This window comes from Bacillus sp. 5B6 (assembly GCF_000259405.1).
Classification (GTDB): domain Bacteria; phylum Bacillota; class Bacilli; order Bacillales; family Bacillaceae; genus Bacillus; species Bacillus velezensis.
Map to the genome: position 1 here is coordinate 279,405 of NZ_AJST01000001.1, position 21,885 is coordinate 301,289.

A 21,885-nucleotide genomic window follows, 5' to 3' on the forward strand; every position below is an offset into this window, starting at 1 on the left:
CTTTTTGAAAAAAGCGATCATATTGATAACTGGCCTTTTGCTATTGATGTATAACGGGCAGGCGGCCGCGGCCCGGGAACTGAAAACGGACGGTTCCGCCCTCGGAACAAGCGCCGGCGCAAAAGAGCAGCAGGCGCTGACCAGCGATCTGATGACACTGTACGGGGCGAAAGACAGCGCAGAGCTGACCTATCAGATTCCTGCGGGAGCTTCGAATGCCGATCAGTCGCTTCTGATTGATTACGAGGCGTCAAACTTATTAATTGCCCCGTCTTCTTTAACCATCGCCATTGATGATGAACCCGTCAAATCCATAAAGCTTGACGGCAGTTCCAAGCGGAAAACGGTGAAGCTCAATCTCAGCAAAAGCCAATCCGCCCAAGGCTATCACAATGTATCATTACGATTTTACGGCGTGTTAAAAGAGGGCGTCTGCGTCAGGCAGGATACGTCAGGCAACTGGATAAAAATTTATCCGGACAGCCGCCTTGTGCTTTCAGAAGCAAGCAAGTCAAAGGGAGCAGATCTCGGCCATTTCCCGTATCCGTTTGCCCAATCAGGCAATACGGGTGAAGAAACCGATATTATCCTTCCTGACAAACCGACCTCGGCGGAAGCTGAAGCCGCAGTCAAAACAGAAGCATTTCTGAAAACGGCAGACAGCAGGCTGAAGGTTTCCTATGTAAAAGAATCCGACGCCGGCAAAATCAGCAATCCGTCAATTGTCATCGGCGCTGATCAGCATTGGAACGGGAAAATAAAAGAGCTTTTCGAACGGGGGAACATCAAAGCGGAAGACAACAAACTTCTTCTCGCTGAACGGGTTCTGACATCAGGGGACAAACGGCAGCCCGTCCTGTTTGTCACGGCGCAATCAGACAAAACGCTGGCGGATAAAATACGCGTCATTACAGACAGCGCTTATTCAGGCCAGCTGGGCGGAGATACTTTGACAATCGGCCGCCTTCAGCCCGTTGCGGAAAAGACAGGCAATAAACTGACACTAGAGGACTTCGGCGCGGGAAATGTAACGGTCGGGTCAAACAAAACGGCGTCAGAGCACTTCTTTTACCCTGCGGCGGCCGCTGTTGATAAAAACGGTAAGGTCAAGCTTTCACTTACATTAAAGACGTCGGAATCAGTCCGGAAGAAGGCGGATTCAGATGATGACGCTGAGAGAGCGGAGCTGAACGTCATGGTCAACGGACAGCCGAATGCGGTGCGTCTTGATGATCTCGGCAATCAAGATAAAGACGGCTTTTACCACGTCTCAATCCCGATTGATCCGAAGCTTTTGCGAAGCAGCAGGTACATTGATCTGCAATTTGTCACATCAGGTTTGAAACATAACAATCCGTGTATCGACCGTGACGAAAACAAATGGGTCTATATTGATAAAAGCAGCACGCTGACGTATCCGGTAAGCGATGCGGCGCAGAAAGCGGACTTCGGGCAATGGCCGCTCCCGTTTGCGGGCGGCGGGAAAGAGAAAACAGTGATCGTCATCCCGGATGACGTAAACATGCAGACACTGAAAGAACTTTCTCTGGTGGCGGATTCATTCGGAAACGGCTTTACCGTAAAGACGGCATCAGACATGAAGGAAGCGGATGCCAAAGGCCGGAATGTTGTGTTTATCGGAGGCCTGCCGCAAATTCCGCTTTTGAAATCAAACGCCTCTAAGCTTCTCGTGCCATCAGACCGCAGCGGAGCTTACGATGTTTCTTCGTTTCAGATGCTGAATGAGACAACGAAACAAGTCGCGTTTACCCAGAAATCACCTTGGGACTCAGATAGCAGTATTGCTGTTTTTGCTCCGTTATCAGGAAGCGGCGCGGCTGTCACAAAAGAGCTGATCAGCTTTTTAGACAGCACAAGCGATGCGGCAACCGTCGTCAACGAAACGACAGGCAAGCAGCTGTTTTCGAACCATCAGCAAATCAAGTCAGATAACAGCAGTCCATCGGCTGATACGAAAAGCCGTTCCGCAGCACTGAACGTCACGTATATCGCTGTTTTCGCGGCGCTTATGATCATTGCGGCCGGTCTGATCTGGCTGACGGCAAGAAGGAAAAAAAGAAAAACGGATCATGAAAAAAGCGAAGAGTAATGAAGGAAAAAGAGGCCGTTAACAGGCCTCTTTTTTTGTATTTTTATTTCCATTTTTGGCGGTGATTTTTTTATTTTTGAAACAGCATAAAAGCCCCTTTACAACTGAACGGGACGGGAGTATGATCTCTTTTATAATCTATATCGCTTAATCTGTAATCAGAGCGGGGGAACCAATTTGCGGCGCGTCATGCCGCTTGGGGTGAATCCTTTCCAGGTAGGGCCAACTCTCATAAGCCCGAATCCGACAGCTAACCTCGTAAGCGTTCATGAGAGGAGATGAATGAAACCTGTGCACGATTATGGCGCAGGGGCATCCGTTTGCCTCTGTGTCTTTTTGCTGTGCTGAAATAAGGCATGCAATCAGCATTCGGAGACATCATAGCAGTAAGAGTTTGTAAATCAAACGGAAAATGAAAAAAAGGGGAAGACAACAAATGTACCATTCAATCAAAAGATTTTTGATTGGGAAACCGCTGAAATCACAGGCGGCCGGAGAGCAGAAACTCACGAAACTCAAGGCGCTCGCCATGCTTTCTTCAGACGCGCTGTCATCAGTTGCTTACGGAACGGAACAGATTCTGATCATTTTGGCTGCGGTAAGCGCGGCCGCGTTTTGGTATTCCATTCCGATCGCAGCCGGCGTTCTCATTTTGCTGCTTGCTTTGATTCTGTCCTACAGACAGATTATTTACGCTTATCCGCAAGGCGGAGGCGCTTATATGGTTTCAAAAGAAAACCTTGGTGAGAAGCCGGGCCTGATTGCGGGCGGCTCATTGCTTGTTGATTATATTCTGACGGTGGCGGTAAGCATTTCTGCCGGAACTGACGCCATTACATCTGCATTTCCGGCTTTGCACCCGCATCATTTGCTCATTGCTGTTTTGCTTGTGATTCTGATTATGATTTTAAATTTGAGAGGACTGTCAGAGTCGGCGTCCATTTTGGCGTATCCCGTCTATCTGTTTGTGGCGGCGCTTGTCCTTTTGATCGTCGTCGGACTGTTTAAGCTCATGACGGGCCAGGTTCATCCGGCCGAACACACGCCGATCGGCACACCCGTGGCGGGCATCACGCTGTTTTTGCTGCTGAAGGCCTTTTCATCCGGCTGTTCGGCACTGACCGGTGTTGAAGCCATTTCAAACGCGATCCCTGCCTTTAAAAATCCTCCGGCGAAAAACGCGGCCCGCACTCTGGCCATGATGGGGATTCTGCTGGCGATCTTATTTACGGGGATTACGGTGCTGGCGTACGGCTACGGCACGGGACCGAAGCCTAACGAGACCGTTATTTCACAAATCGCCGCGGAAACTTTCGGCCGCCATACGGTGTATTATTTCATTCAAGGCGTTACATCTTTGATTCTCGTGCTTGCGGCGAATACGGGCTTTTCCGCTTTTCCGCAGCTGGCGTTTAATTTAGCGCGCGATCAGTATATGCCGAGAATGTTTACGGTACGGGGCGACCGATTAGGATTTTCAAACGGAATCATCTTTCTCGGTATCGCGTCCATCTTGCTCATTCTTTTATTCGGCGGCCGCACGGAACATTTAATTCCGCTTTATGCCGTCGGCGTGTTCATTCCGTTTACGCTGTCGCAGACGGGAATGTGCATCAAGTGGATCAGGCAGAAGCCGAAGGGCTGGGCGGTAAAAATGCTGATCAATTCATGCGGCGCCGCCATTTCATTTATGGTGCTGTGTATTTTATTCGCGACGAAGTTCAATCTTGTCTGGCCGGTGCTGTTATTCATGCCTGCTGTCGTCATGCTGTTTTTCGTCATTAAAAATCACTACACCGCGGTCGGCGAACAGCTGCGGGTCGTTGATCAGCAGCCTGAGGAAATCAGGGGAACCGTCGTCATCGTGCCTGTCGCCGGTGTCACCACCGTCGTCCAAAAATCGATTCAGTATGCGAAATCATTATCGGATCAGGTTATTGCGGTTCATGTTTCCTTTGACAGAGAAAACGAAAAAAAGGTGGAAAAGCGCTGGGAAGAACTTCATAACGGCGTCCGCCTCGTCACCCTGCATTCCTCATACCGCAGTCTGGTTCACCCGTTTGATAAGTTTTTGGAAACGGTCGAACAGAAAGCGAAAAAAGAACAGTTCTCCGTGATGGTGCTGTTTCCGCAATTTATTACGAAAAAACGCTGGCAGACCATCCTTCACAACCAATCAGCCTTCTTGCTCCGCGTCCGGCTGTTTTGGAAGAAGGACATAATCGTCGCCACCCTGCCGTACCATTTTAAAAAGTAACGGCAAAGACCGCAGGCTGAAATGCCGCGGTCTTTTTTGTAAAGGAGGACGACATGGCACAAGGCGCTTTTGTCATCATACAAAATGATGGGCAGGACATATTGCTCGTAAAACGAAAAGACATCCCCTTATGGGATTTGCCCGGGGGCAGGATCGCTGAAGATGAAATACCTGAAGCCGCAGCCGTCAGAGAGGCTTGTGAAGAAACCGGTTATAACGTGACCATCATAAAAAAAGCCGGTGAGTATGAAAGGCCGGCATTTGAAGATACACAGCATGTATTCATCGGAGCCATTACCGGAGGAACACCGCTGATGAACGGGCCGGAAACCGCCGCATTACGCTGGTTTTCCCCAAACCGGCTGCCACTGTTCATGGTGCCGAACAGAAAACGGCAAATAAAAGACGGACTCAATGGGGCGGCAAATCATAAGGCAGTCCTTAAAGACCGAAATCTGTTATCCATCCTTGATCTGCTAAGAAAAAAGCTGAGAGTATAGCCCGTGTTTCAACCCGTTTGAAAAAGGGGATGAATACAGGTAAAAGGAGGATGCAGTATGCCAAGTAAAACAGCAGGACACGTAATGACGGAGCTGCTTGAACAATGGGGAGTCGGTCATATATACGGCATTCCCGGAGACAGCATTAATGAATTTATCGAAGAACTGAGACATGAACGAAATAACCTGACATTCATCCAAACCCGGCACGAAGAAGTCGCAGCCCTGGCTGCCGCGGCTGAGGCAAAACTGACCGGGCAGATCGGTGTCTGCCTTTCAATCGCAGGACCGGGGGCCGTTCATCTGCTGAACGGTTTATACGACGCCAAAGCGGACGGCGTTCCGGTGCTGGCGATTGCGGGACAGGTGGCTTCCGATGAAATCGGCCGTGACAGCTTTCAGGAAATCAAATTAGAGCAAATGTTTGAGGACGTGGCGGTGTTCAACCAGCAAGTACATACGGCAGAAGCGCTGCCCGATCTTCTGAATCAGGCGATCCGCACGGCTTACAGCAAAAAAGGCGTTGCCGTTTTAACCGTTTCTGATGATTTATTCGCGCAAAAAATCAAACGGGAGCCGGTTTATACATCGCCGATATACCTCAAAGCCGTTATAGAGCCGAAAAAAGAACATCTCGTGACATGCGCGCAATATATTAACAACGCAAAAAAACCGGTCATTCTCGCCGGCCAAGGGTTAAAATCGGCAAAAGAGGAGCTGCTCGCATTCGCCGATAAAGCGGCCGCTCCGATTGTGATTACTCTTCCGGCAAAAGGCGTCGTGCCTGACAGCCATCCCCACTTTCTCGGGAATCTCGGACAAATCGGCACAAAGCCCGCCTACGAAGCCATGGAGGAATGCGATCTGCTGATTATGCTCGGCACATCGTTCCCGTACAGGGATTATCTACCGGATGATACGCCCGCCATTCAGCTTGATTCGGATCCGGCGAAAATCGGCAAGCGCTATCCCGTCAATGCGGGAATCGTCAGTGATGCGGCTCTGGGGCTGAAAGAGCTGACGGAATACATTGAATATAAAGAAGACAGAAGATTTTTGGACGCCTGCACCGAGCACATGAAGCATTGGTGGAAGGAAATCGAAAAGGATGAAACCGAAGCGACTCATCCGCTCAAGCCGCAGCAGGTCATTGCCCGGCTTCAGGATGCGGCCGCAGAGGACGCCGTCCTGTCAGTGGATGTCGGAACGGTTACGGTGTGGATGGCCCGCCATTTTAAAATGAAGAAGCAGGACTTTATCGTCTCAAGCTGGCTCGCCACAATGGGATGCGGGCTTCCGGGAGCGATTGCCGCAAGCCTTGCCGAACCTGAGCGGCAGTCCATCGCCATTTGCGGAGACGGCGGATTTTCAATGGTGATGCAGGACCTGCCGACGGCTGTTAAATACAAACTGCCGATTACGGTTGTCGTTTTAAACAACGAAAATTTAGGCATGATTGAATATGAACAGCGGGTCAAAGGCAACATTGACTACGTCACCCAGCTGCAAAATATGGATTACGCCGCTTTTGCAGAAAGCTGCGGAGCAAAAGGCATCAAAGTGACGAAACACGAGGAATTGGCTCCCGCCTTCCACGAAGCGCTCAACTCAAACGAGCCGGTCGTCATTGACGCCGTCATCGGCGACGAGCCGCCGCTTCCGGGGAAAATCACTTACGGCCAAGCGAAGGGCTTCAGCAAATACATGCTGAAAAACTTCTTTGAAAACCAAAAAATCGAAATGCCGTCACTCAAGAAAAGCTTAAAACGGCTGTTTTAAGAAGCCGGCGCTTTAAAAAAATAAACAGGCAGCATGCCTGTTTATTTTTTTGTTTGTTGAGGCGACTTGGCTTGCATATAGCCGTCCTAAACGGAAACGGAGATTGTGAAAAACCACAGCTGGCGAGCGATGGCTGATAAAAAACTTAAGAAGGACCAGGACAGTTCATAACAAACGTGGTTCGCACATCAGCATCGCCCAGCCCTTATCAGCAAAAACAGGAACTAAGACCAGCGGGGCGACGTACACCGTCAAGAAAGGCGATGCTCTTTCTGTCATTGCACAGAAAAACGGCGTGAGCATGGCCACCCTGCAAAGGTTGAACGGCATCAAGAATCCGAATTTTATCAAAGTCGGCCAAGTATTAAAGCTGACGGATTCGGCCAGCCCCCAACAAAAGGCAAAAAATCATCTTACACGCTGCCTTCAGGCGTTTTTAAAGTGACAAGCCCCTTAACTAAGGGAACGTCCGTGAAACAGATACAGACAGCTTTGGCGGCTCTTTATTACTATCCGGACAAAGGAGCAAAGAACAACGGAATAGATGGCTATTACGGACCTAAGACAGCAAATGCAGTCAAACGGTTCCAGTCCATGTATGGCCTGTCTGCTGATGGAATTTACGGACCGAAAACGAAAGCAAAAATGATGTCTCTTCTGAAATAAATGAAACAGCCCTTTAATAGGGCTGTACCACAATTCTATATATTTCATAAAAATAAAGAAGTATATAGAATTGTGGTTCGCATCAATGGTAGAATGTGTTTGTTGGAAAAAGTATTTCAAATACTTGTAAATTTGTATAAAATTTGAAGGGTAACCTTACGAAGAAATAGTGAAACAACACATTGCCTGATAAACATTGTGCAAAACCCAAATCCTATAGTTCAGTTGGCACTGCATATCCCGATTTTGTGTCATTATGCACTAGATAGAAATGATTAAAATATCCTAAATAATTCAAAAAAGGTGTTTACAACCTTATTTATATCCTATATCTTAGGAAAGAAGGTAAAATATTCAATAGGGGGATACTGACGTGAAAAAGAGTAAATTTTTACTTACCACCATGTTCTCTACAACTATGTTGATTTCCGGTTTAGGATTGGGATTTGGGAAAAGTGCACATGCTGAAGGATTTCCGCAACTTACTAATGAAAAAGTCCAAACGGAAATACAGGAAATGAAAGATGCCGGCATGACAAGTGAGGAAGTACAGAAATTCTATGAAATGAGTAAAGAAGAGTATGCGTATGTACAAGAACATGCAGAAGACTTGTATAAGGATTCCCAAAAAGAAATCAAAGGATTGAAAGCCTCTGGTCAAATTGATGAAGTTCTTCCTAAATACAAGGAGCCTGAATATCAGCCCAAGAACCAAATTGCAGCAAAAGCTTTAGGTACAAAAGGTGATGTTCTTACAAGCTATGAAATTAATTCTGGAAGTTGGTCTATTGGTGTAGGACATGCTGCGATTGTTTCAACTAACAAATCAAAAACAGTTGAAGCATGGGCGAAAAGCTGGAGCCCTATAAACCAAGATGGAGTTCGCAGATATAATAATAACTGGGGAAGTAAAAAGAAAGTTTACGGTCTATGGGTTAAAGGATCGAATAACAATAAGTATATAAACGCTGCAAAATATGCGGAAAAGCAAGCAGATAATAAAAAGAAATATAATTTCAACTTTTTAAATAAAAAGACAACTGCTAAATTTTATTGTTCTCAATTAGCTTGGCGTTCTTGGAAAAACCAAGGTATTGATATTGACAATGTCAAATGGGACAGCGTTGTAACACCAATGGAGCTTGTAAAATCCAATAACACAACAATCTTTTATCACAAGGGTTAAACAAATTGACAAAAACAATCGGTGCTGCACCGGTTGTTTTGTCATTTCAAAGGGAGGAAAATATGAATAGACTTAAGACCCTGTTTATTTTCATTTGCATACTGATAGTCACAACCTCTTGCGGTCTCATCCAAACTGGGAATGAAAAAGAGGAAAGAAGCAGCAATAAAAAGACTGTATTAAAGGATATTGACAATGCAAAATTTATTGTTGGTTTTTCTAACACTTTAGATAGGGGAAGTGAGATTGGGGTTTACGGTGAAGATGGTGCTAAAATGGATAGCTTGGAATTGAAAGATGGTATAAATTTCACGATGTCTTCATATAACAAAAACGATACGTTCTTCTCATCAAATAGAAGCAATAATCACTTGATGATAGACAATAAAACCGGAAAAATAAACAAAATAAATGAAAAGAGTTTGTCAAAAACAACTGAGGATGAAGGTGCTTTCTTTATAAATAGTTCTGACGGTTATATCATCCATGACATTAACGTTGGATATACAGACAAAGGGCTGGAAAGTGAACTGGTATATTGGAAGGGAAACAGCCGAAAAAACAAGAAACAAATAAAGCTTGACGGAGAACTTGGATCAGCAATCGTCGCTAAAAATAAAATTTATGTCATTTCAAGTGATGAAGAAAGTATGTCCATCCTTTCAATTAACCCAGAGACAAATAAGCAAGAGAACAAGGCATCCATACCGAATAAAGGGATATACTTCATGGATGAAAAGGATGCATTCCAAGCTCTAGATGAAAATACATTTGTACTGGCAGTTAATGATAACGTGAATGAGAAAGAGAATTCTAAGCTCATATTAATAGACAGAGAGACTCTTAAGGTAAAAAAAGAAGTCGAGATGGAGAAAGGGTTTCATCCTGCAAAATTGAAAATATTAAAAGATAGCATCTTAGCTGTTTCTTTTGAGGGCAAGCTGCAGGTGTTTGATAAAAAAATGGTTAAGAAAAAATCTTTTGATTTTTATGCTGGGGATGATAACAAATTAATGAATGATGTTCAATTCAATGACAGACAGATGTATGTTTTACTCAAAAACTTTGATATCCAGCGTGATAACAAGCTTGGAGATATCACGTCTTATGATTTGAAATCAGGCAAAAAGGTAAAAACAATCCCGCTAAAAGCAAAAAAAGAGTGGGAAATTGCCCGGTTCGAAATTTTAAAATAAGTAGGAGGTGTTTATATTAGCCCATTTTTGAGCCCTGCATATATCATACTCATTATTCTTCCGGCAGCTTCTTTTATGCTGGGGATAATAGGGTATTTCATCTTTAAAAAAGTATGGACTATGGTTGTCGTCGTATTGATCCTGTCATTGATATTTATGTTTGTTGTAATAGGGGCAGAGCCAACATTTTTAATTTGGGTGTTTATCATGACGGGAGCCTGCCTTATCTCCGGTTCAATCACTAAGACTATAATGAATTTTACAAAGCGAAAATATTAAATGGAATAATCAAGAGTGTACACCAAAACCATAATCCCAAAAATCCCGCGACGAAAATTGCGGGATTTTTTCGTTTCTGTTTATTGTAGGAAAAGTTATAATATTACAAAAATAGTGATTAGAGGGAGGGGTAAGTGTGGACCAAGTTTTACCGTCGTCCCAAGTTGGTGTCAAGATCAATGAATGGTACAAGATGATTCGCCAGTTCAGTGTGCCTGATGCTGAGATTTTAAAGGCTGAAGTAGAACAGGAAATAGAGGAGATGGAAGAGGATCAGGATTTGCTTGTTTTTTATTCATTGATGTGCTTTCGTCACCAATTGATGTTAGATTCCTTGGAGCCGGAAGACAGATATCGAGATCGCCCCACAGTCGACGAACTGCTTGAAAAAATAGAAAAGCCGCAAAAAAGACTTACAGGCCTCTTGAAATATTACTCATTGTTTTTTCGTGGAATGTATGAATTTGATCATAAAGAGTATGTTGAAGCGATAAGCTATTATCGCAAAGCAGAGAGAGAGTTGAATGCTGTATCAGATGAAATGGAGCAAGCTGAATTTCATTACAAAATAGCTGATGCCTATTATCAAATTGATCAGCACTTTGTTTCCCTCAATCATTTAAAAAAAGCCAAGCAATTGTTTGAAAAAAGTCAACTATACAAAGTGAAAGTGATTGGCTGTAATATGATGGTCGGTGCTAACATGTACGATATGTACAGGCTGACGGAGGCAGAATCATATTATCGGGAAGCATTAAGTATCGCCCGTGGCTTGGATGAGGAAAAAGTGAAAAGAATTATCGGAGTGATCTTTCATAACTTAGGCTTAGTTTATTTAAGAGGGAAAAATTTGATTGCTGCTGAAGAGAATTTCAAAAAGGCAATAGACGTGAAAGAACATATTGATACAGTGTATGGAGTGAGATCATTATATATGATGGCGAATGTCCTGTACCAATGTGATAAAGCCAAGGAAGCAGGTTTCTTTTATGAAACGGCTCTAAATCGTGCTCGGACTTCTAATGAAGAAGAATATTTGGCTAAATTAAAAATCATTAATTCATTATACGAAGAATATAATGAAACAGCAGTGAAACAAAGCTTAGGCTACTTAGAAGGGAAACGCCTTTGGTCTGATTTCGCAGAGCTGACTGAAAAATTAGGTGACTTTCATTTTGAGAAGAGAAACTATGCAGAGGGAAGAAACTTTTTAAAGAAAACCATACATGCCCAAACACAAATACTTAAGGTTACGGAGGCTATATCATGAAGAAACTTATAATCAGCTCCGCTTTAATCGGTATTCTTTTCACTGGATTATTAAGTGTGACAAATGTTTATACTGCTGAAATGAGTGATTCTGGAACTTTCCACATCGCCGAAAAAGCTATAAATATTTAATTGTACTCCAATTTTTAACCCTCACCTTTTAAGATTGGGGGTTTTCTTTTACTTATCCAGTAATCAACATACGCTACCTCATAAGGTTCTTAAGCGTTACTTGTATTGCGTTCACTTTTCCGTTTTGCTGTGATGATTTCTTGAACGATGCATGCATGAGAAAGACGCCGTCCATTTTTAAGCCTTTCTTCAATCATTCAAGGAAAAACAAAGGAGCTATCGAGAAGATTTCGACCTTGATAAACAGGCTGCATGCCTGTTTATTTTTTTGTTTGTTGAGCGACTTGGCTTGCATATAGCCGTCCTAAACGAAAACGGAGATTGTGAAAAGCCACAGCTGGCGGGGCGATGGCTGATTAAAAAACTCGTGAAGAATCATTGCAGTTTCATCTCAAGAACAGCCAGAGAGCGGTCACAACAGCGATCATAAAGTAATCTCCCTCATTCAGTGTAGTTCCATTTTTGACAAACACATGTGCCGTCCGGTTTGTCTTTGTCCCTTTCGGGGTTTTAAGCGCAATGTTCTTCCCTATATTGTAATAAACAATTTTAAACAAATAATATGCCAGCGAACAGAGTAAAAAGAGCAACATGAACTTGCCAATAAACAATATCATGTTTCATTACTCCCTTTTGCAGTTTTTTCGTTTGAATATATGACGGAAATGTCAGGATGTTATATAAAAGGAGAAGTGTTTTACAGAGGCTGGTGTTAAACATTAATGAACGGTTCGCCGCAACATCCCCAGATCCGGAACAATTTCAAACCGAAAGAGAAGTCCGAGGATTATAAAAAAACAGTCCCTAATTTGTCCGCTTTTTTTTGAAAATATGATCAAAGATGAACATAAAGAGGGTGAATAAGAAGGACACCGTAATCATATCTATCAGAGATATATTAGAGGTTCTTTTTATTAACAGCAGCCATACCACCTGCAAAACTAAAGAAATAGAAAAATAGGATATATATGTCATGATCCTCATATTTGTTACCCCCTTAGCCTAATTTCTCTTTTGTGATCTTATCCAAATTAGTGAAAAGGATATCCAATCCCGAAAATAAGAAAGTGATGAACAATGAAAGAAGCACTTCTCCACCTTGAAATATAGATATGTTCTCAATGATATGATTGGAAACGTATTGAATTGAGAAGTAAACAGCAGCCCATGCAAAAATGAATTCAAGGATATAGGCTGACCAAGCAGGCAATGTCAAAACATGAGTCATTCCTTTTACAATTGCCGTAAGGATTAGCATATAAACTAAAGCTAAAATACTGACGACGACAGAAAATATGTATAAGTCTGAAAGTGAACCATAGATGATATATTCTCCGAAAAAATGATGTATTGTTACAGCTGCAAAATAAATAACTAGGCTAGGTACAGTTATAGCGAAGAACAGGGAGAATCCAATAAGCCCTATGAATGCTGCATGAGCTAAGCGGTTTGGCGGTGTATCCACGATCTCTTTTTTTAATAGAATCATAAAAATAAGAGATGAAATCACAAGGCAGCATAAGAAAGTGAGCAGAACAGTAAAAAAGACAGTCATGTGACATCTCCAATGAAAAAGTGCTATTAGAGTGAATCTAACAGCACTTTGCATTACTTCATACGTATTTTCCTGACGATCATTTATGAATGATTTTAAAATGCTTTCATTGCTAAAGTTGTCAATTGAGCGAGGTTTTTAGCCTGGCTGTCAGAAAGTCCGGACTTTTTAAGTGAAAGATAAAGATTCTTTTCCACGTCAGCCCAGCTTAAGGCGACATACTCGTTCAGCATTTTCTTTAAAACCGGTTCTATGTGTTCATTGAAAACAGATTCGAGTTCATTTCTTATTTTCTTTCCTGCTAATTTTTCAACAAGATTGAATAATTTTGTTTTATTTTTCAGCACTTCTCTGATTACATCTTTGACTGGTTTTGACACAGATGCATCGCTTTGTGCTTTAAGTCCGTAGGAAAATTGCGTATCAGTCTGATAAAAAAATGATTTGGTCGTTCCAGTGACATTGGCAGTATTATTATGATTTTCTTTAGCTAAGGATGCGGGGACAAAAGCAGTAGTTACAAGGGCTAAAGATGCGGCAAACAGAATGCCTTTAGCTGCGTGTTTAATGGGAAATCCTCCTTTAGAAATGTAGTGTAGAGAGAAATGAAAGACTATGTATTTAGGCGGGACCGATATGATCCGCTTTGAACATTTTCCCCTCTCAGATACCATTCTATCAATAGGTATTTTTGGGGTAAATAGGATTTTAATACAGTATTTTTCTCATAATTCAAAATCTTCTTTAGCAGGATTCATTTTGGCTGCAGTTTCGACGATGGGACATGGGCTGAAGCCTATATAACACATGTACAGGCTGTTTGAGGCGGAATCACATTATCGGAGCGGTTTTATAATTTAGGGTTAATGAATAAAAATAAACAGGCGGCATGCCTGTTTATTTTCGTTTGCGTGAAAGAGCGAAGAAAAACGGGAAGGCGGAGCCGGCCAATAACGTACCGAATAAAAACATGCCCCCGATGAACACATGATAGTTCACCCCGCCGATCCAAAGCCCCGTGATTAAGGAAACGATGCTTAATGCGATCATGAAAAAGCCGGGAATCAGACGTTTCTTACCCGTTGTCCGATAAGCAATAAGAGAACAGAAGATGCCGATGACAATCGGCACAATCCACAGATAAAAAAGGATAAATACTGACATAAGCAAAACTCCGATTTTTCTTCTATCATACCAAAAACGCCCGGAAAAAGATACGAACGGCACCCGGCGCCAAAAGAAAAACCGGCCGCTATGGCCGGTTTTTTTTCTAACGGAATGAATCGTAGATCACAAACAGATTAAGCGCGATCACCAAAACCGCAATCAGCCAGGCGAGAGCCGTCACCCATTTTCGGTTCGTCAGGGCGCCCATCAGGCGTTTGTTGCTTGTAAACATAATCAGCGGCACGAGCGCAAAGGAGATGCCGAATGAAAGAACGACCTGGCTCCATACGAGCGCTTCTGTGGCGTTGACCCCCGAGATAATGATGATCATCGGCGGAATGATGGTAATGAAACGCCGCAAGTAAAGCGGGATACGGTAACGGATGAAGCCCTGCATGATAATATCGCCTGACAATGTGCCGACAGAAGAGCTTGAAAGCCCTGCGGCCAGCAGCCCGATCCCGAAGAGAATGGCTGAAGCCGGTCCGATATAGTGGCCGAATTGCTGATAAGCCACGTCTAAATCTTCTACATACAGCCCGTTCTTGAAGAAAAGCGCCGCGGCGACGATGAGCATGCTTGCGTTAATCGCCCCGGCGATCACCATCGCGATGAGAATGTCAATCGTCTCGAATCTAAAAATCTTTTTCCGCTCACTATCCGTTTTTCCGACGACCCGGCGCTGTGTCAGTGCGGAATGTAAGTAAATGGCATGCGGCATCACGGTTGCGCCGAGTATCCCGGTTGCCAAGAGCACACTGTCCATTCCGTCAATTTTCGGAATAAACAGCCCTTCGAGAACGGAAGCGGCGTCAGGTTTGGCAAAGAAGGTTTGCAGAGCGAAGGCGATCACCACGACAAACAGAAGTCCGGCGATGCCCGCTTCCAGCGCCCGGTAACCCCGGCGCTGCAGCTCTAAAATCGCGAATGATCCGATCGCCGCGATAATGGCCGCTTCAACCATCGGTATGCCGAACAGCAGGTTGAGCCCTAGCGCCGCCCCGATAAATTCTGCCAGGTCAGTTGCCATAATCACCAGTTCACCCTGTATCCACAGCCCGGCGGATACCCATTTCGGATACCGGTCTCTGGCGATTTCCGGAAGGTTTTTACCCGTGGCAATGCCGAGCTTCGCGGAAAGAACTTGGATTAAAAAAGCCATCAAGTTTGAAAAGAGGATGACCCACAGCAGCATATACCCAAATTTCGAACCAGCTGAGATATTCGTAGCGAAGTTTCCCGGATCAATGTAGGCAATCGCCGCGATAAAGGCTGGGCCTAAGAAAGGCAGAAGCCGCTTGAATCCCTTGCTTTTGCCGTCAAGTGCATCCTGCACGGCTTTTGCTTGCAGTGATTGTGCTGAGATGTCTTTGCTCATTATGTCTCACCTAAATTCCGATAGATTTTTAGCTAAATAACAAAAAGTTTCCTAGATGCAAATTATTTTATCTACATCATAAATCCGCTATTATGAGATGTCAAGTTCTTTATGTTCAATAAACCGGCACATTGATGCCCTGTTTTATCTATGATATGTATCCCGCCGAAGAAAGGTCCGAAAATGAAAACGGCATCGTTCCGGGAAAGAAGCGATGCCGTTCGCAAAGCGTGTTTCCGCGTCCGATCATGCGCGGATGCGTTGAGCGTTCTTTTAAAAAGGTGAAAAGAGGACACTTGCCTGTATAACTTCACAACTTTCTGTGCGCCCAACTGATTTGAGAAAAAGACGCTTTATTTCCTCCGTTTTCCCGGGTAAATAGAATAATAATGTTTCTTTCCATTGGAAGATAAAACCTTTCTGTACCATTCAAATGACCTCCGGAAAAACTCCGGCCGCTCTGAATAAACGTTTGAATCAACGATATATCAGTGATTCCAGTCCAATAAACCGCTGTTATTTATCAAATAAAGAATCGGCATGGTCACTTGCGAAGAAAAGAAGTTGGAGCATTAGACTTATTTCAGTCTCCCGGGCGAAAAAGTATAATAACGTCAGGAAAGCTTTCCAGCCATATGATAAAAGAGGGGGAATTTTCTTGGTGCGTCGTTTGTCGATCATTTCTTTAGCCATGATTTTTGCTGTTTCTTTATTCGCTTTTGGCGGCTCTGCATCAGCAGCAGCTTTCAAACCTAAAGCTGAACCGGACGTTTCCATTTTAGCCAGCGGGGGTACAGTCGGTATTTACGGTGCTAATATGCGCTCATGCTCTAAGGTCAGCTGTTCAACGATCACAACATTCTCAAGCGGTAAAAAAATTACAGGTTCTTGGGTAACCGGAGAATATGTCCAAGGCCACTACACGAATTCTAATAAATGGCTGAAAGTCACGTATGCAGGAGCGACAGGCTACGTTTCAGTCACCACACTATCTTATTATTACGGTTTATAATCAGAAAAACCTCGTTCTCTTGAGAGCGGGGTTTTTCCTTTATTCCGATTCAATTTCCGCGTTTCGTTTCATCATCGTGTTTCATCAGCTGATCGATTTCTTCCTTAGAAGCGTTTTTTTTCCACTCTTTCGCCTGACTTGTCGCAATGGGAATGGCCCGTCCTTCTTCATAACCCTCATCTATCATCGCATTCGCGATTTCGATCGCTTTTTTCTTCACAGGTTCCTCGAGATTCTTCAATGATTGCGGATAATCCTTCATAGACCAAGGCATGTCTATCACTCCTTTATGAAAAGTGTTTCCCGCCTGGGGAAAAAGAAAACCGCCTCATCAAAAAGAATGACAGCTATTGTGACGAGAGACCAGCAATTTCCGAATAAAATATAAAGGATAAAGAAGCAAGTACAGATTGAATGCCCACCACATAAGATCAAAATCACCGATAAATACCCAAAAGGCAATCGCTTGCAGGCCTGAACAAAAGGTCAGCACAAGTGATATTAATGCGAAAGAGCGCCATAACGCATGTTTCCGTTTATAAAGAAACAAGCTGTACAGCCCGGTTATCGAAATGAAAATATCTAAGGGAAAGAATGACCAGTTCCAGGCCATTATCATGGCGTTATCATAATCTTTAAACACCATGTTTTTTGGAATCCACTCAAAAAAAGTAACAATCCAATAAACGATAAATCCAATATCTGTAATGAGGAAGAGAACCTTTAACCCTTTCATCATCTGTTTCTGTCCGTATGAACGCTGATGCCGTTTGATGACGTTTCACTTTCAGAAATAAAGTTTAAGGAAACAACACCGATGATGATCAGAAGAACAGAGACAGCTTTTATGACAGAGAACTGTTCATGAAAGAAAAAGATTCCGATCGCGGAAATCAGCACGATCCCCATTCCCGACCAGACCGCATACGCGATGGAGACGCTTATATATTTTAAAGTCAAAGTAAGAAAACAAAGGCTGCCGATATAAAACAATAACAATAAAATACTTGGGACAAGTTTTGTAAATCCATTTGATAATTTCATGCTGACCGTACCCAATACTTCAAAAATGATCGCTAAACTTAAATAAATCCATTGCATTCAACATTCTCCTTCAATCGTATTATTCAAAATTATACAATATAGAGAATTTGAAGAAAATTAAACAATGGAATGTTTTCCGGATAAAAAATCCGGCCGGGTGTAAAAAGAAAACGCCATAAAGGTATACTATGAACAAAGAAATCAGAAAGGACGTGCAGGACGGGTGACAGAAGAGCGGACAGACCTGGAAAGACAACTGAGAGACATTCAAAAATGGGAAAAGGCGCAGCAGAGGGTGATGTTCTGGCAAACATTCACCCGCTTGCCGTTTCAGCTTTTGGACAAGCTGACACCGCAATTTATTCAGAGGAAAATCGGACTCATTCTCGATGAAACGGGAACGTTTATTCAGTCAGGCGGACAGTACCTTACATCAGAAAAGCGCATCATGAAAAAGTTTCAAAAACGGCTGCCGCACGGTACATGTCAAACGCTTCACGACATCCGCAATGCGCCGCTTGCCGTCATGGACGAAATCGCAGAAGCCATAGCGCGTACAAGCGTAAAGGCCGCGACGGTGCAGGGAGCCGCAACGGGAGTCGGCGGCGTATTCACGCTGGCGGCAGACATTCCGGCGATGCTCGGCCTGTCCTTAAAGACGCTGCAGGATATCGCGGTTGCTTACGGCTTTGATCCGAAAGACAAAAAAGAACGCGTGTTTATCGTCAAATTGCTTCAGCTTGCATCCAGTGACGTCATCGGAAAAAAAGCAATCCTGCAAGATTTACGGCAATATGATCAAAACGACCGCGCCTATCAGCGCGTCGCCTCGCAAATCCAAGGCTGGCGGGAAGTCGTTTACAGCTACCGCGATACGTTCGCCGCGAAAAAACTGCTGCAAATGGTTCCGGTCGCGGGCATCGTCTTCGGCGCGTCCGCCAACCGTTCAGCTTTAGAAAGCATCGCGGAGACAGGCATCATGCTTTATAAAAAACGCCGGATTCTAAAACGCATGAACGATACAGAATGATAAAAAACCACCCGAAAACACATTCAATGTGTTTTCTTTGTTTAGCAGTTCTGAAATCGGGAAACCAACAACCAACACCAATTAAAGGAGGAATTCAAAAATGGCACAAGATAATAACAAAATGAGCAGAGAAGAAGCAGGTAAAAAAGGCGGAGAAGCGACAAGCAATAACCATGACAAAGAATTCTATCAGGAAATTGGTCAAAAAGGCGGAGAAGCAACAAGCAAAAATCACGACAAAGAATTCTATCAGGAAATCGGTGAAAAAGGCGGAGAAGCAACAAGCAAAAATCACGACAAAGAATTCTATCAGGAAATCGGTGAAAAAGGCGGAGAAGCAACAAGCAATAACCATGACAAGGATTTCTATCAAGAAATCGGCCAAAAAGGCGGAGAAGCCACTAGTAAAAATCATGACAAAGATTTTTATAAAGAAATCGGCCAAAAAGGCGGAAACAGACGAAGCAGCTAATAAAAGCATAAAAGGCAGACAACCTGCAGATCAAAAGCGATCCGGCGCATCAGCTGGATCGCTTTTTATTTTGGGGAAATCTTGATCTGAGCCGCCGTTGCGATACAATAAAATGAAAAAGGGGTTTTTCACTCGTGTCTGACATGCTGAATTTGCTCGCTATCGCCAATAAAGTCAAAGAAAAACACGACAATTTTTCAATCGCGGAGATCAATGACCACTGTGTGCGCCTCGCAGTGTTTACGGGAGAATATGACTGGCACCACCACCCTGACTCAGATGAATGGTTCATCGTTCTGGAAGGGGAGCTGATGATCGATTTTAAGGACAAAGAAACCGCAGTGCTCAAAGCAAATGACAGCCTGCTCATCCCGAAAGGCACGATTCACCGCACTCGCTCTTACGTCAGAACCGTGAATCTTTGTGTTGAGCATACGCATGCGAAAACAGTCATCACAGAGGAACGGTCATGCTGATCAAAAAGATTGTATGTGAAACAGACGCTGCAAACGCTGAAGCATTTGCGCAAGCACAGTCAAGGTGGGGAGCATTATCATGTGTAAATGGCTTCGTCAAACAGGCCGGCGGCTGGCGGAAAAACGCAGACGGCCTGTTCATCGCAGAGATCATCAGCTTTGGGAGAACAGACAGGCTTATGATGATTTTATGGAGAACGAACATGACCGCATATACGAAGAAATTGAGCAGAAGGCTGCGATTCTTTCAATAGAAGTGATGCTGTACGAAGAGGATGAACCTTTCATTCATGAGCTGCTACATCACCCGGACATCCGGTACGAACCGGACTGGACGGTTCAGAAGGCATAATGAAAGCCCAAAACAGTTTGTTTTGGGCTTGTGTCTTTACCCGCGGCCGGGAAGCGTGTTGTGGACATACGGCGGGACGGGATCCAGCTTAGCTATTTCGCCGTGCGCTTTCGGTTCCTTTTCGTATTCAAATGGTTCTCCGTCCGGCGCTGTTTCCTTCAGCCAATTTTGTTCAGCGCTTTCTGCTCCATCTGAGAAATGAATAAGCTTATGGGAGAATGACTGTTTTTCCAGAGCCTTCGGGAATGTGGAAGGAACGATCGGACCTTCCTGTTCTTCTAATTCTTTAATGGCCGCAAGCCATTGGTTTTGATGCATGGTATCGCGGGCCAATAAAAAGCTGAGCATATCTTTCACGCCTTTATCATCGGTCATTTCATACAGGCGTGCGACTTGAAGCCTTCCTTGTGATTCGGCGTTCAGATTGGCGCGGAAGTCTGCCAGAAGGTTTCCGCTTGCGACGATATAGCCTGCGCTCCACGGAACGCCCGTGCTGCTCTCCGGCATTGCGCCGAGTCCTGACACAATTGCATGATGCGGATTCATCCCGCCTAAAATGGACCCGATGACCGGATCATCAGCCGCTTTTTCCTGCTCTGCCAGCGGGGCGTCTTCTAACAGTCTCGCAATCATCGTCGCGATCATTTCGACATGGCCGATTTCTTCCGTCGCGGTATCCATCAGAAGATCCTTATATTTTTCATTGCCCCGTGTATTCCATCCTTGGAACAAATATTGCATGGCGACGGATATTTCCCCGTATTGTCCCCCTAAAATTTCCTGCATCTTTTTTGCGAACAGCGGGTCAGGACGATCCGGTTTAGCCGGATGCTGCAATTTTTTCGTATGTGTAAACATGTCTCCATCTCCTTTTTTTGCTCTGTCCCTATTTACTTCCCCGGCGGGAAAAGGGATGAAACGGAGATGGGCGTATTGGTCCTGCTAAGGCTCGCGGCGCAAGGATAACAAATCCTGCACAAGCCCGCGGCCGATCACCTGTTCATATTGTCCGTAAATCGGGTCGAGGCGTTTCATCCATGTGTTCTTTTCCGCTTTGCTCAGCACATGAATATGAATGGATGAATTCTTCTTTATCTCTTCAAGCTGGTCTTTATTCATTTTCTCAGCGGAGGCTTCGTTCCACTCCGTCGTTTCTCTCATCGCCTCCGTTAAGATGGCTCTCGTTTTTTCTGTCTGCGAATTCCAGAAATGCTCGTCGGTCATCACGGCATAACCGAGGTACCCGTGATTGCTGATTGTCAAATAATCTTGAACATTATAAAATTTTTTAGAATAGATATTTGAAATCGTATTTTCTTCTCCGTCTACAAGATTGCTTTCCAAGAGCTGAAACGTGGAATTAAAGGAATCCTGCCGCGGGTGCGCGCCGAGCAGACGGTATTGGTCTTCGATCACGCTGCTCGGCATGATCCTGAGCGCCTGTCCTTTCAAATCGTCCGGAGTGAAGATCGGTCCTTTATTTGACGTAAGCTGCTTAAACCCGTTCGTCCAGTACGCCAGTCCTTTCAAATGATGCTTTTCTAATGAAGTGAACAGGCGTGTGCCGATTTTGCCGTTCAGGCCTTCTTGCACGGCTTTATAGTTTGTAAACGCGTACGGCAGATCCAAAACACCCCATTCGGGAGACAGTGATCCGAGCTTTGAGGTGGAGGGAGCGATGAATTGCACGTCCCCGTTTTGGAGGGCGTTTATTTCTTCATTATCTGAATAGAGGCTCCCGTTTGGAAACACCTCTACTTTAATGGTGCCGCCGGACTTTTGATAGACAAGGTCGGCAAACTTATTCGCCGCCCGCCCTTTAGGCGTGTTTTCAGCAACGACATGGCTGAATTTGAAAACGATTTGATCTTTCAGGCCTTCCTGTTCGTCATCATAATACGGTTCTTCCGTTGAGAAATGATCATGAAAGCCGATGAATAAAGCGGTTCCGATACCGAGTACCATCAGGCTGAGACAAGTCAGCAAGCTTTTCATCGAAAACCCCCTCCGCCATTTTCTATAACA

The 21,885-nt window shown here is 44.2% G+C and carries 22 protein-coding genes, 3 pseudogenes and 1 riboswitch; of the genes and pseudogenes, 15 read left to right on the forward strand and 10 right to left on the reverse strand.

From position 1 onward, the window contains the following. The first annotated feature begins 4 nt into the window (after positions 1-4). The 10 genes and pseudogenes from MY7_RS01260 to MY7_RS19990 all read left to right on the forward strand — a co-directional run bounded on the left by MY7_RS01260 (position 5) and on the right by MY7_RS19990 (position 11,374). Entirely contained in the window at positions 5-2,110 is a 2,106-nt protein-coding gene (locus MY7_RS01260) for a cellulose biosynthesis cyclic di-GMP-binding regulatory protein BcsB (RefSeq protein ID WP_029326218.1), read from the forward strand. A gap of 134 nt (positions 2,111-2,244) precedes the next feature. Then, positions 2,245-2,390: riboswitch (cyclic di-AMP (ydaO/yuaA leader) on the forward strand. A gap of 156 nt (positions 2,391-2,546) precedes the next feature. After that, on the forward strand, positions 2,547-4,367 hold the full coding sequence (locus tag MY7_RS01265; RefSeq protein WP_007410187.1) for an APC family permease: 1,821 nt from the start codon (positions 2,547-2,549) through the stop codon (positions 4,365-4,367). A gap of 53 nt (positions 4,368-4,420) precedes the next feature. Further along, the gene (locus MY7_RS01270; protein WP_007609490.1) at positions 4,421-4,867 is read left to right on the forward strand and encodes an NUDIX hydrolase; all 447 of its coding nucleotides are present in this window, start codon (positions 4,421-4,423) and stop codon (positions 4,865-4,867) included. 57 nt (positions 4,868-4,924) lie between these two features. Next, entirely contained in the window at positions 4,925-6,646 is a 1,722-nt protein-coding gene (locus MY7_RS01275) for a pyruvate oxidase (protein WP_007609491.1), read from the forward strand. Between the two features lie 411 nt (positions 6,647-7,057). Next, positions 7,058-7,312 (forward strand): annotated as a pseudogene (locus MY7_RS20090) (peptidoglycan-binding domain-containing protein); the annotation flags it as partial. A gap of 418 nt (positions 7,313-7,730) precedes the next feature. Further along, positions 7,731-8,498 (forward strand): YiiX/YebB-like N1pC/P60 family cysteine hydrolase, encoded by a 768-nt coding sequence (locus MY7_RS01290; protein ID WP_007609495.1) that lies wholly within the window; start codon positions 7,731-7,733, stop codon positions 8,496-8,498. A 62-nt stretch (positions 8,499-8,560) separates the two neighbouring features. Continuing rightward, entirely contained in the window at positions 8,561-9,694 is a 1,134-nt protein-coding gene (locus MY7_RS01295) for a hypothetical protein (protein WP_029326216.1), read from the forward strand. Positions 9,695-9,769: 75 nt separating this feature from the next. Next, positions 9,770-9,973: a DUF2651 family protein gene (locus MY7_RS01300; RefSeq protein WP_228767510.1), complete on the forward strand. Its 204-nt coding sequence runs from the start codon at positions 9,770-9,772 to the stop codon at positions 9,971-9,973. Positions 9,974-10,109: 136 nt separating this feature from the next. After that, complete coding sequence (locus MY7_RS01305; protein ID WP_007609507.1) at positions 10,110-11,243, forward strand: Rap family tetratricopeptide repeat protein; 1,134 nt, start codon at positions 10,110-10,112, stop codon at positions 11,241-11,243. Beyond that, positions 11,240-11,374, forward strand: coding sequence for a hypothetical protein (locus MY7_RS19990; protein WP_007609509.1), 135 nt, complete (start codon positions 11,240-11,242; stop codon positions 11,372-11,374). Before MY7_RS01305 ends, MY7_RS19990 begins: the two co-directional genes overlap by 4 nt. 386 nt (positions 11,375-11,760) lie before the next feature. Here the strand turns inward: MY7_RS19990 and MY7_RS19830 are convergent, their stop codons facing one another. The 5 genes from MY7_RS19830 to MY7_RS01335 all read right to left on the reverse strand — a co-directional run bounded on the left by MY7_RS19830 (position 11,761) and on the right by MY7_RS01335 (position 15,477). After that, complete coding sequence (locus tag MY7_RS19830; RefSeq protein ID WP_007609513.1) at positions 11,761-11,991, reverse strand: hypothetical protein; 231 nt, start codon at positions 11,989-11,991, stop codon at positions 11,761-11,763. Between the two features lie 380 nt (positions 11,992-12,371). Continuing rightward, complete coding sequence (locus MY7_RS01320) at positions 12,372-12,929, reverse strand: hypothetical protein (protein WP_007609516.1); 558 nt, start codon at positions 12,927-12,929, stop codon at positions 12,372-12,374. 95 nt (positions 12,930-13,024) lie between these two features. Continuing rightward, positions 13,025-13,603, reverse strand: coding sequence for a hypothetical protein (locus MY7_RS19685; protein ID WP_007609518.1), 579 nt, complete (start codon positions 13,601-13,603; stop codon positions 13,025-13,027). 223 nt (positions 13,604-13,826) lie between these two features. Next, positions 13,827-14,093 (reverse strand): hypothetical protein, encoded by a 267-nt coding sequence (locus MY7_RS01330; RefSeq protein ID WP_007609521.1) that lies wholly within the window; start codon positions 14,091-14,093, stop codon positions 13,827-13,829. Positions 14,094-14,199: 106 nt separating this feature from the next. Next, positions 14,200-15,477: an Nramp family divalent metal transporter gene (locus tag MY7_RS01335; RefSeq protein WP_088005335.1), complete on the reverse strand. Its 1,278-nt coding sequence runs from the start codon at positions 15,475-15,477 to the stop codon at positions 14,200-14,202. A gap of 655 nt (positions 15,478-16,132) precedes the next feature. Between MY7_RS01335 and MY7_RS01345 the strand changes: the two genes are divergently transcribed. Continuing rightward, positions 16,133-16,486, forward strand: a complete 354-nt coding sequence (locus MY7_RS01345; RefSeq protein ID WP_007410203.1) for a hypothetical protein — start codon at positions 16,133-16,135, stop codon at positions 16,484-16,486. Positions 16,487-16,544: 58 nt separating this feature from the next. Here the strand turns inward: MY7_RS01345 and MY7_RS01350 are convergent. The 3 genes and pseudogenes from MY7_RS01350 to MY7_RS01360 all read right to left on the reverse strand — a co-directional run. Next, positions 16,545-16,760, reverse strand: a pseudogene (locus MY7_RS01350) (DUF2188 domain-containing protein); the annotation flags it as partial. A gap of 57 nt (positions 16,761-16,817) precedes the next feature. Then, the gene (locus MY7_RS01355) at positions 16,818-17,225 is read right to left on the reverse strand and encodes a DUF5360 family protein (RefSeq protein WP_007609537.1); all 408 of its coding nucleotides are present in this window, start codon (positions 17,223-17,225) and stop codon (positions 16,818-16,820) included. Continuing rightward, a complete protein-coding gene (locus tag MY7_RS01360; RefSeq protein ID WP_007609539.1) occupies positions 17,222-17,587 on the reverse strand; it encodes a DMT family transporter in 366 nt (121 codons plus the stop codon). The genes MY7_RS01355 and MY7_RS01360 overlap by 4 nt, the downstream gene beginning before the upstream one ends. 166 nt (positions 17,588-17,753) lie before the next feature. Between MY7_RS01360 and MY7_RS01365 the strand changes: the two genes are divergently transcribed. The 4 genes and pseudogenes from MY7_RS01365 to MY7_RS01380 all read left to right on the forward strand — a co-directional run bounded on the left by MY7_RS01365 (position 17,754) and on the right by MY7_RS01380 (position 19,860). Beyond that, a complete protein-coding gene (locus MY7_RS01365; protein ID WP_007609542.1) occupies positions 17,754-18,560 on the forward strand; it encodes an EcsC family protein in 807 nt (268 codons plus the stop codon). A 100-nt stretch (positions 18,561-18,660) separates the two neighbouring features. After that, complete coding sequence (gsiB, locus tag MY7_RS01370) at positions 18,661-19,032, forward strand: glucose starvation-inducible protein GsiB (protein WP_007609544.1); 372 nt, start codon at positions 18,661-18,663, stop codon at positions 19,030-19,032. Positions 19,033-19,166: 134 nt separating this feature from the next. Next, positions 19,167-19,508 carry a cupin domain-containing protein gene (locus MY7_RS01375; protein WP_007609550.1) on the forward strand — a complete coding sequence of 114 codons (342 nt, stop codon included), beginning with the start codon at positions 19,167-19,169 and terminating at the stop codon, positions 19,506-19,508. Then, positions 19,502-19,860 (forward strand): annotated as a pseudogene (locus MY7_RS01380) (DUF4937 domain-containing protein). The gene MY7_RS01375 and the pseudogene MY7_RS01380 overlap by 7 nt, the downstream one beginning before the upstream one ends. Before the next feature lie 36 nt (positions 19,861-19,896). Here MY7_RS01380 and MY7_RS01385 read toward each other — a convergent pair. Both MY7_RS01385 and MY7_RS01390 read right to left on the reverse strand, forming a co-directional pair. Then, on the reverse strand, positions 19,897-20,718 hold the full coding sequence (locus MY7_RS01385; protein ID WP_007609558.1) for a manganese catalase family protein: 822 nt from the start codon (positions 20,716-20,718) through the stop codon (positions 19,897-19,899). 84 nt (positions 20,719-20,802) lie between these two features. Further along, the gene (locus MY7_RS01390; RefSeq protein ID WP_007609559.1) at positions 20,803-21,855 is read right to left on the reverse strand and encodes a TRAP transporter substrate-binding protein; all 1,053 of its coding nucleotides are present in this window, start codon (positions 21,853-21,855) and stop codon (positions 20,803-20,805) included. Between the last annotated feature and the right edge of the window lie 30 nt (positions 21,856-21,885).